This is a genomic window from Methylobacterium nigriterrae (genome assembly GCF_037106235.1).
Taxonomy (GTDB): Bacteria; Pseudomonadota; Alphaproteobacteria; order Rhizobiales; family Beijerinckiaceae; genus Methylobacterium; species Methylobacterium nigriterrae.
Map to the genome: position 1 here is coordinate 1 of NZ_JBAWTG010000220.1, position 5,189 is coordinate 5,189.

Genomic DNA, 5,189 nt, shown 5'->3' on the forward strand with positions numbered 1-5,189 from the left:
CATGCTGTTGCCGCGATGGCCGAGATGCGGGTCGCCCTCGGGCATCTGTCGCCGGCCGAGCGCGGACTTCTGGCATGCCGTGGGCGTGCTCGACCGCCTTCGCTCCCGTCCGCTTGCCGTAAGTGATTGCCGGCTCTCACCCCGAGGCACAGCATCGTCGTGCGCCCTGCCGCGCGACCAGGGTGCAGGCACCGGCCGCACGCGGCTTTCTTCCCGAGGTGCCGGCGTTGCGGTCGGTGACCCCGGCTAGGTTGGAGCCCCGGAATGGCAAGCGAGTCCGTCTGCCGCAATACCAATCTGACGAGCTTTGCCGTAGGCGAATGTGCTGCGGCTGCCCCCATGCTCTACGGGCCGCACAGCACCCCATCACAGACGGAGAATGGAATGCAGGCGCCGCCGGCGGCCTACAATGTCTTTCGCCGCAAGCGAAAACCGGCCCTGCACTGCGCCGTGCGCCAGGACCGACCTGTGCCCACGTTCGTCAACGGCGAGACCTGGGATTTCGGCGGCATCGCGACGATGACGGAGCCGCCGCCCGGCTTCCAGCCCGAGGCCGCACACGAGGCGATGCGGCTGACCGGCTACTACCTGTTCCACGCACTGCAAGCGTGAGCGGACGAGGCGCCGCTTACCAGAGCCGCAGGGTCCAGCCGAACCCCACGGCCATGGGGCTCACCAAGAGGAGCGCCAGGGCAACACGTTGGATCCGCGCCCAATTCCCTTCTTCCGCAACGTAGTCGTTCATCGAGAGCCCCAGAAATTCCGGCGCCTAACGTCGTGGGCCGGACTTCAGTTGCGAGCCTTCAACGGATGGAGGAAGACCCCGCCGGCCGCTCCGAAGGCCGGCGGGGCGCCTGCTGCCGACAGGACAGTTCGCGACAGGCAGCGGGAAGGTCACCGCCGAGGGTTAAGAGGGCCCTAACCACGTCGGATTACATCCGGGAAACCGTCGCGATTTCGCCCGTTTAGGTCCGCGGACTCGTCACTCGCACGAGTTCAGGAGAGCGTCATGGTCATCCTCAATCCGCTCACGGGCCAGCTTGTCGAGGTGCCGACGCCGAAGCCGCGCCCACTCGCCAGCTGACCTCGGCCCAGGATCAGGGCTCCTTCGCGACTGAGCGCCTGGAGCCCTTCGGCGCGGCAGAGTGCTCCGAGAACACCTCCTGGCACATGCTGCCGAGGCTCGTGCGCATCACGCGGCGGGCCCATTCGCGCCGCCCCTCGTCCATCAGGTTGAGCGCGCTCTCCTTCGGCGTCTCCTTGGCACAGCCTTTCATGACCTTCATCGAGGGGTACGGCTCGTCCCGTGCGCAGGACTTCTTCGCCTGCAGGAACAGGCCATAGTCCCGGAAGTGCTTGGGGCAATCGTCGGCCTGCGTGGGTGCTGAGGCGAGCGTTGCGACGGCGAGGGCCAGCGAGAGGCGTGCGAGCATGTTCGTCCCCGAGAACTCCTGCCAGCCCTACATGGCTCAGTGCCAAGCCCTAGCCAGGGCAGCGTGGCGATAGCCACGACCGTACGTGAGGCAGCGGCTCCATAACGCCCAGTCGACGAACCACGCCGGAGTCGAATGGCGCCTGCTAAGTTCCGCTGGAGCAAGCCCTATTGAAACGCGGGTGTTCTGAGAGGGATCGTCAGCGCTATTCCTGCGAGACGGCTGCTACACTCCTCACTGGGCCAGACGCTGAGCTAAACAGAAGAACGTTGGACCCGCCGATGATTGCCCCCGAGGGGTCGCGCAGAGGTGCCGGATAGGCCACGAACGGCACCCTGGTGCCGTCCGGCTGCTCCACCACGGCCTGCACGTCCTGGATCGCCTGACCCTCTCTCAGAGCCACGGCCATCGCGTACTGATCGTGCGGCAAGGCCGTGCCGTCCCTCTGGTAGAGGCGCCAGGATCCGCACCAGCGATCTCTGCCGATCTCAGGACGGCGCCCCCACAGGTCGACGGCAACTTCGTTGTAATAGGTCAACCAGCCGTTTGCGTCCGTGACATAGAGAGCGACAGGCATTGAATGAGCGCGCAAAAAATCTAATCGGTTGGAGCATACTCCAATTCTAATCAAACTGACACCTATTGCTCAACTGTTCACTCCAGTACATACCTCTCGGCATGAGAAGTTTCGGATTGTTTCTGGATCAAATGCCGGCTAACCACGTGCGGGGTGCGCACTTCTGGATCCAGTGCGATTTGGCATCAACTCCTACCGGAGCGGAGGGGGGGCCATGATACAACTTGCTGCCGACCTCCAAGCTGCGGCGCTGGCCAATGAGAGCATCGCCTTCGAGCTGAATGCTGCGGCAGCCCACTTCGACCGGCAGGGGCAGCAGGATGTGGCCGAAGCTCTGCGGGAGCAGGCCGCCGCTCTTCTCACAGAGGCGTCGCGCCTCCAGACCGAGACAGAGGCACCGATGCGGCCAGCTCGGCGGACAGGTGCCCAGCACTCCTCTCAGCGCAGACGCCGCCGCCGCTCTCTGGAAGGTCCTCAGCCGATCGAAGACTGCGCGTTCTGGCGTACGACCAGCGGGAGCTTGCGGGGGATTGACCTGCTCCTGATGTAGCCGCTCCGGTCAACTTCCTGCTGACCGCCATCCATATCGACGCTCCATAACGCCCAATCGGCGAGAGGATTCGTGGAATGGGCGTTATGGAGCCGCTGAGTAGATTTGGATACGCCGGGACTTCGGCACGGTGTTGCTGCCGTCCAGCCGGAGCAACCGGACAGAGCGCCGTCCGCGTTCATGAGCCATGCCAGGTTAGTCGCGTCAGGCGGGAACAGCCCGGCGGGTCACGGGGCGTCGTGCTCGGCCCGAAGGAGGTGCAGGTGCTCGCGCATGTCCACGAGGGTGGCCTCGAACGCAGCGAGAAGGTCCTCGGCCACCGCCGTGTCGTGTCCCTGCTCCCGGAGCCCGGTAATGAGAGCGGTCTGCCGGACAGGCGATCGAGGCGAGGTACTGTCGCCAGCCGGCGGGGGTGAAGCGGATATTGCCCTGCACTGGCCCATCAGTCCCGGTGAGGTGGTGGACCCGCTCCAGGTTGGCGACCCTACAGGTGCAGCGCAGATTGCGACTGGGTCTCACCGAATTTGGGTGGGTCTAGATGAGGGAATGCCATCTTGCGTCGACCCGACCTCAAGACCCTGCAGCTCTTCATCGCTGTGTGCGAGGACGGCACCCTGACCGGTGCAGCCCGCCGAGAGAACATTGCCCAGTCCGCGTTGAGTAAGCGGCTGGTCGAATTGGAACGAACGCTGGGCGTCGAGCTGCTGCATCGCCGAGCGACGGGAATGGCGGTGACCCCGGCGGGAGAGACCCTGCTCCACCATGCTCGCCGCATGCTGACCAACGCCGACAACATGTCAACGGAACTGGCCGAGCATGCCAAGGGGGTGCGGGGTTTTGTCAGGGTGTTGGCTAACCTCTCGGCGATCGTCGAGTTTCTGCCGGAAGACCTCCAGAGCTTCCTCGCGGCCCAGCCTGCCATCCGGGTCCAGCTAGAGGAGCGGCCGAGCCTGCATGTCGTGGCTGGCATCCGGGACGGGGCAGCGGATTTCGGGATTTGCGCGGGCGACACCCCGACGCTCGACCTTGAGAGCCGGACCTATCGTCATGATCGGCTCGTCATCGTCATGCCTACCAGCCATCCGCTGTCCGGACGCGCGGCCGTCGCGTTCGCCGAAGCGCTCGACTACGACCATGTCGGGCTCCATGCCGAGAGTTCGATCTACGCCAACCTCCGCGCCGAGGCGCATCGCGTCGGGCGTCCATTGCGCCTCCGCGTCCATGTGCCCAGCTTCGACGCAATATGTCGGATGGTACAGGCCAATATGGGCCTCGGTGTTATTCCCGCGCCGGTTTATGACCTGCTGGGTCCGCCGATGCATCTGACCGCCGTGCCGCTGAGTGACGACTGGGCGACGCGCAAGTTGTTGGTCGTAACGCGCCGGTCGCCCCCGGCGCCAGCAACGCGGTTGCTCCTCGACCACTTACTCTCCCCCAAAGCTTGAGCGAGGGCATTCCAGGCGTTCGCGTTCGGAGAATACTCGATCGCGCAATACGTTTGGACACTGCTTTCTTGCATACGTAGGGTAGAAAAAAAGTAATCAGGAGGAAACAAGATGAGTGGTCCGCTTGCCGGAATCCGTGTGCTTGAACTCGGCCAATTGATCGCCGCGCCGTTCGCCACGAAGCTCATGGCGGAGTTCGGCGCCGAGGTCATCAAGGTCGAGCCGCCGGAGAGTGGCGACCCCCTGCGCAAGTGGCGCAAGATGCACGAGGGCACCTCGCTCTGGTGGTACCTGCAATCGCGCAACAAGAAGTCGATCGCCGTCGACCTGAAGTCGGCTGACGGCCTCGACGTCGTCAAGCGGCTCGCCGCAAGCGCCGACGTCGTGATCGAGAACTTCCGGCCCGGCGGCCTAGAGAAGCTTGGCCTCGGCTGGGACGTGCTCTCGGCGTTAAACCCGAAGCTCACCATGGTGCGGATCTCGGGGTACGGCCAGACCGGCCCCTACCGCGACCGGCCGGGCTTCGGCGCGATCGGCGAGGCGATGGGCGGCATCCGCTACACCACTGGCAGCCCCGACAGTCCCCCGGCTCGCGTCGGTGTTAGCATCGGCGACACGCTCGCCTCACTGCATGGCGTCATCGGCGCGCTGATGTCGATCCTCAACGTCAAGACCAACGGCGGCCGCGGCCAGATCGTCGACGTGTCGCTCGTCGAGAGCGTCTTCAACGTGATGGAGAGCCTCGTTCCCGAATACGACCTGCTGGGCGAAATCCGGACCCGTACGGGTGGGGCGTTGCCGGGCATCACGCCCTCGAACACCTACCCGACGCGGGACGGCGGCTACGTCGTCATCGCGGGCAACAGCGACCCGATCTTCCGCCGCTTGATGAATGCGATCGGCCGCCCGGATCTGGCCGAGGATCCGGACCTGCGCAGCAACGACGGTCGCACAGCTCAGTCCGCCATGCTCGACAGCGCCATTGCCGACTGGTCGAAGGGACGCACGATTGCGGAAGCGCTCGCCGCCCTCGACGCCGCGGACGTGCCCGCCGGGCGCATCTACTCGGTGGCCGACATCGTGGCCGACCCGCACTACGCCGCCCGCGACATGATCCTCGACACCGAGCTTCCGGGCGGCACGCATGTGCGGATGCCCGGCATCGTGCCGAAGCTGTCCGAGAC

The 5,189-nt window shown here is 65.2% G+C and carries 5 protein-coding genes; 3 read left to right on the top strand and 2 right to left on the bottom strand.

What is annotated here, in order from left to right; all coding sequences use genetic code 11:
- The first annotated feature begins 264 nt into the window (after positions 1-264).
- On the top strand, positions 265-612 hold the full coding sequence (locus WDW90_RS34675; RefSeq protein WP_336492274.1) for a hypothetical protein: 348 nt from the start codon (positions 265-267) through the stop codon (positions 610-612).
- Between the two features lie 485 nt (positions 613-1,097).
- On the opposite strand, the gene WDW90_RS34680 is transcribed toward WDW90_RS34675, so the two are convergent.
- Both WDW90_RS34680 and WDW90_RS34685 read right to left on the bottom strand, forming a co-directional pair.
- Positions 1,098-1,433, bottom strand: coding sequence for a hypothetical protein (locus WDW90_RS34680; protein ID WP_336492275.1), 336 nt, complete (start codon positions 1,431-1,433; stop codon positions 1,098-1,100).
- A gap of 205 nt (positions 1,434-1,638) precedes the next feature.
- Positions 1,639-2,010, bottom strand: coding sequence for a PAS domain-containing protein (locus WDW90_RS34685; RefSeq protein ID WP_336492277.1), 372 nt, complete (start codon positions 2,008-2,010; stop codon positions 1,639-1,641).
- A 1,104-nt stretch (positions 2,011-3,114) separates the two neighbouring features.
- Between WDW90_RS34685 and WDW90_RS34690 the strand changes: the two genes are divergently transcribed.
- Together WDW90_RS34690 and WDW90_RS34695 are read left to right on the top strand one after the other, a co-directional pair.
- Positions 3,115-4,005, top strand: coding sequence for a LysR family transcriptional regulator (locus tag WDW90_RS34690; protein WP_336492279.1), 891 nt, complete (start codon positions 3,115-3,117; stop codon positions 4,003-4,005).
- A gap of 111 nt (positions 4,006-4,116) precedes the next feature.
- Positions 4,117-5,189, top strand: a 1,073-nt coding sequence (locus WDW90_RS34695) for a CaiB/BaiF CoA transferase family protein (RefSeq protein WP_336492281.1), incomplete at its 3' end; no start/stop codon positions are given.

Excerpts from the sequence above, each read along its gene's own strand:
- WDW90_RS34675 (WP_336492274.1), top strand. The coding sequence starts at position 265 with ATGGCAAGCGAGTCCGTCTGCCGCAATACCAATCTGACGAGCTTTGCC.
- WDW90_RS34685 (WP_336492277.1), bottom strand. The coding sequence starts at position 2,010 with ATGCCTGTCGCTCTCTATGTCACGGACGCAAACGGCTGGTTGACCTAT.
- WDW90_RS34680 (WP_336492275.1), bottom strand. The coding sequence starts at position 1,433 with ATGCTCGCACGCCTCTCGCTGGCCCTCGCCGTCGCAACGCTCGCCTCA.